The sequence below is a fragment of the Actinomycetes bacterium genome (assembly GCA_036000965.1).
Classification (GTDB): domain Bacteria; phylum Actinomycetota; class CALGFH01; order CALGFH01; family CALGFH01; genus DASYUT01.
In genome coordinates, this window is sequence record DASYUT010000171.1 from 1 (window position 1) to 4,210 (window position 4,210).

At 71.1% G+C, this 4,210-nt stretch carries 3 protein-coding genes and 2 pseudogenes; all 5 read right to left on the reverse strand.

Annotation, left to right across the window (positions count from 1 at the left end):
- Positions 1-134 precede the first annotated feature (134 nt).
- A pseudogene (locus tag VG276_15505) lies at positions 135-1,111 on the reverse strand (IS630 family transposase).
- A pseudogene (locus VG276_15510) lies at positions 1,005-1,220 on the reverse strand (hypothetical protein). Before VG276_15510 ends, VG276_15505 begins: the two co-directional pseudogenes overlap by 107 nt.
- A 342-nt stretch (positions 1,221-1,562) precedes the next feature.
- Entirely contained in the window at positions 1,563-3,020 is a 1,458-nt protein-coding gene (locus VG276_15515; GenBank protein HEV8650760.1) for a glycoside hydrolase family 15 protein, read from the reverse strand.
- 1 nt (position 3,021) lies between these two features.
- Positions 3,022-3,498, reverse strand: a complete 477-nt coding sequence (locus tag VG276_15520) for a hypothetical protein (GenBank protein HEV8650761.1) — start codon at positions 3,496-3,498, stop codon at positions 3,022-3,024.
- 1 nt (position 3,499) lies between these two features.
- A partial coding sequence (locus VG276_15525; protein ID HEV8650762.1) for a transaldolase family protein occupies positions 3,500-4,210 on the reverse strand: 711 nt, incomplete at its 5' end.

Below are 4,210 nucleotides of genomic sequence, written 5' to 3' on the forward strand. Positions count from 1 at the left end.
AGCCGACCAGCGTGCCCTCATCCACCTCGCCAAACAAGAGGAGCGCCGCCCCGAAGAAGCCATCAACGTCGAGTTCACACCCCAGGCCAGCGAACCCGACCCTGACGGTCACGCGCGCTAGCCTCCCCGCCCTCAGCCGCCTGCCGGATGTTCTGTCCGTATCCTTCGGGCAGCCAGGGTGAGCTGTGGGGTGCGGCGGTTGCCAGCATCTGGGTGGGGCTGCGCTGGCGGAAGAAGGCGTGGACTTGGCGGATCCGCCCGGCCATGGTCAGCGTTGGGGAGTTGGCCAGCCAGGCCTTGAGCGCGGCCCAGATGCGCTCGGTCGGGTTGTCGTGGGGGCTGTAGCGCGCCCCGTGCAGCACCACGACCCGAGGATGGGCTACCAGCCAGCGCTGCACCAGCTTGGAGTGGTGGATGATGACGTTGTCGCAGACCACCGCGACCAGCGGCGCGGTCGGGTAGGCGGCCAGCAGCTGGTCCAGGAACGCGGTGAAGCTGGCGCTGACCGCCTTGCGGGCTACCTGGTAGAACCACCGACCGGTGTGCAGGTCGACCGCCCCGAAGATCGTCCGGCGCCGGTTGGTGCCCGGGGTCATGACCTGCTGGCGGGTGCCGTGGGGGATCCAGGTGGCCCGCACCCAGGGCAGCAGGTTGACATGCGTCTCGTCCTCGGCCAGCACCACCGCGCCCTCGGGCAGGGTGGCGATGCGCTGGCGCAGGCCGGCCAGGAGCTGGTCGCGGTTGGGGTCGCCCTTGGCGACCAGCCGGGGTCGCCGCCAGCAGGCGACGTCGCGGACCCGGCGGCGTAGGGTCCGCAGGCTGATGGCGGGCCGGCCGAGCTGCTGCCACAGCCGGGGGATGGTCCACGCCCGGGGTTGGGCCAGCAGCCGGCGGACCCGCTCGCCGAGCCTGGGGCTGCCCAGGGGGGGTCGGCCGGCTCGGGGTCGGTCGGCGAGCCCGTGGCTGCCGTGATGTTGTAGCGGTGCACCCAGCGGCGCACCGTGCGCGGGTCGCAGCCCAGCAGCTCGGCGATGCCCGTCGCCGACCAGCCGTGCTGGGAGAGCAGGATCATGACCAGGCGGCAGCCGACCCGGTGCGGGCCGTGCAGCAGGCCGAGCACGTCGCAGGAGTCGCCAGCCGGGCAGGGGCGCTTGGCGTACACGCTGGGGGGACGCATACTGGCGCAGCCTCGTGAGGTCGTTGTGGTCGCAAGCTGTCAACGGCCCACGAGGCTACTTCGTCAGCGACCCACCTCATCTGGGATACGGACAGAACTTCTGTCCAGTCGCTTAGGCCGCCACCCGGCGGGCCCAAGATGCCCCTCGAGGTCTGCGTGCGCGAGCTCAGACGCCGCGCAGGCCGGGATCTGCTGACGGTGGTGGGACGCCATGGGATGGGTCGTCGGGCTGCCGTCCCATTATCTGTCGGAAGGCGCTTGACCATCCAGTCGTTCCTGCTGGACCTGTGTTGTACCGTCTGGACCAACGACGCACTTAACCTGCGCAGGGTCGCTTGTTTCCGTTAAGGGTTCCGTGGCAGTGATCGGGGGGCGAACCGTCTCGTCACCTGGTTGGCGTCGCGGGCGCGGCGGTCAAGCAGGGCCGGCCGTACCCGATGCCACTACGAGGGTCCAGCACCTCGAAAGACGACGTTGCCCGCAGCGAAGGCGGTGGCCGTTGTGGCGACGATGCGGTCTGCTCAGTGGGGGGTGAGCGTCGCGGATCGCCAGGGCGGCCTGGACGAGTGCGGCGTGGGTGAGGGCTTGGGGGTAGTTGCCGAGGTAGCCGTGGCTCGTGGGGTCGATCTCCTCGGGCAGGAGGCCGAGCGGGTTGGCGCCACCGTTTCGCGACTTCGTCGGCGAAGCCGCGCCTGGCCCGCCAGGTCTCGGAGTAGAGGCGGTGCCCCGCATTCGTGAGCAGCCAGGCGGCGTCAAGGACCCAGCCGTAGCCGTCGAGCTGGTGCTGATCGGCGGCGCCGTTACCGACGCGGACCGGGCGGCTGCGGGCGTAGCCGGGCCAGCCGTCGAGTTCCCGTTCCGCTGTCGGGTGGCGGCCGTGGAGGGTGAGCAGGACGGGGAGGCGGGGCCGGTCCAGGCGGCTGGCGTGGAGCAGCCAGGCGACGAAGTGGCGGGCTTCGTCGAGTTTGCCAACGCCGAGGAAGGCGCCGATACCGATGCTGGCGTCGCGGGGCCAGGCGTAGCGGTAGTCCCAGTTGCGGATCCCACCTGGGTCCTCCGGGAGCGACGTTGTCGGTGCCGCGACCGGCGCGCCCGACGGGGAGTAGGTCAACAGGCGCAGGGTGAGCAGGCTGCGGGCCACCGCGTCGCGGTGGGGGAGGTCGCCGTCGATGTCGGCACACCATGTTTGCCAGGCGTGTTCGTCGGCCGCGAGTGCCGCCCAGGCCGCGTCGGGGTCGACGTAGATCAGCGGTTCCCGGTCGGCGACACTGCACGCCACGGTGAGGGTGCGGCCGGGGGTGATGGTCAACCTCGTTGGTCGGCCGGGCTCGGTCGGTGTCGCTGGGCAGGAGCGCAGCGCGAGCGCGATGGTCGACCAGCTGCACACGACGACGTCGCCGCGGTGCTCGATGCGCGGCGACCGGTGGTGTTCACCGAGGCGGGGATCGAACTCGATCACGGTGTCAACCGGGCCACCGACAGCGGTGAGCCGGCGCACCAGCAGGCTGGACGGCAACAGCCGGCCGCGGACGTCGGCGATCATCCCCTCGGTCAGGGTGAGCCGTCCGCCCGGCGTGTCCCAAGTTGTTTCAAGCGTGGCGGTGTCGGGTCGGTAGCGGCGGGCGATGACCGTGGCGGCTCCGGCTGGCCCCATGCGGAACCTGCCCGCCGCCGGCCCGCCGACCAGGCGGGCGAACACGGGTTGGCCGTCGAAGCGCGGGACGCACAGCCAGTCGATGGCGCCGTCGGAGGCGACAAGTGCTGCCGTGCGAGTGTCACCCAGCAGCCCGTAATCCTCGATGCGCCGGGCCGCCTCGCCGGCACTGGGGAACCGTTGGCGCATGTCAGTGGGCCCTGAGCAGTACGCCGAGGGCGATGCCGTAGGTGAGGTGGGCGGCGATGGTGACGATGGGGGTCTGGCCGCCGTAGTTGAGGCCGAGCAGCCCGGGCGGCTCCAGCACCGCGGTCGACGATCGACCGGCCCGGTGCGACGCCATGCGCGGGTGGACGCCGGCGAGGAGGGGGACGAGCACGGTGAGGGAGACCGCGACATGAAGAAGCCCGAGCAGCCCGCCCAGCCACCAGGTGGCCCGGTCCAGCAGCGCGAAGCTGGCGGCATAGCCGAGGGCGAACCCTTGTCCGATCACCAGGTGGAGGAAGAAGCCGGCGACCCGGGCCCGGTCGGGGTCTTCGGTGACGACGGTGCCGAGCAGCAGCGGCAGGTCGAGTCGGGTCAGCCTGGCCAGCTGGGACACGATCATCACCGCGGTCAGGGCGGCGGTGGCGACGAGGCCGAACAGCGCCCAGCCAGCCCAATCCATGTCAGCGCGGCGCCAGCTGGCGCGCCTTGGTCTGGAGCGCCTGGAGTACGTGGGCGAACGACTGGTGGAAGCTGGCCACGCCTTGGTCCTCGAGGATGCGGCCGACGTCGTCCATGTCCACACCGACCTCGGCCAGCCTGCGCATTAGCGCGCCGGCGTCGTCGACACCTCGATCTATGGTGCGGGCGAGGGTGCCGTGGTCCTCGAACGCGGCGATGGTCGTCTCGGGCAGGGTGTTGACCGTGTCGGGCCCGATGAGGCTGTCGACGTAGAGGGTGTCGGGGTAGGAGGGATGCTTGGTCGACGTCGACGCCCACAACGGTCGCTGCACGTGTGCGCCCCGGGCCGCCAGCCGCTCCCACCGTTGGCCGGCGAAGCGGTCACGGAACAGCCGGTAGGCGAGCTTGGCTTGGGCGACCGCGGCCTGGCCTCGCAGCGCCAGCGCGTCGCTGCTGCCGGTGGCGTCCAGGCGAGCGTCGACTTCGGTGTCGACCCGGCTGACGAAAAACGACGCCACGCTGTGCACCGACGCGAGGTCGCCGCCGCGCTGGGCGAGGGTCTCGAGCCCAGAGAGGTAGGCGTCGATCACCTCGGCGTAGCGGGCCAGGGAGAAGATCAGCGTGATGTTGATGCTGCGTCCCTCGGCGATCATCGCCTGGATGGCGGGCACGCCCTCGCCGGTGGCCGGGATCTTCACGAACAGGTTCGGCTG

What these genes read in the sequence shown, in the direction of transcription:
- VG276_15515 (HEV8650760.1), bottom strand. Translation starts at nt 3,020, where the DNA reads ATGCGCCAACGGTTCCCCAGTGCCGGCGAGGCGGCCCGGCGCATCGAG.
- VG276_15520 (HEV8650761.1), bottom strand. Translation starts at nt 3,498, where the DNA reads ATGGATTGGGCTGGCTGGGCGCTGTTCGGCCTCGTCGCCACCGCCGCC.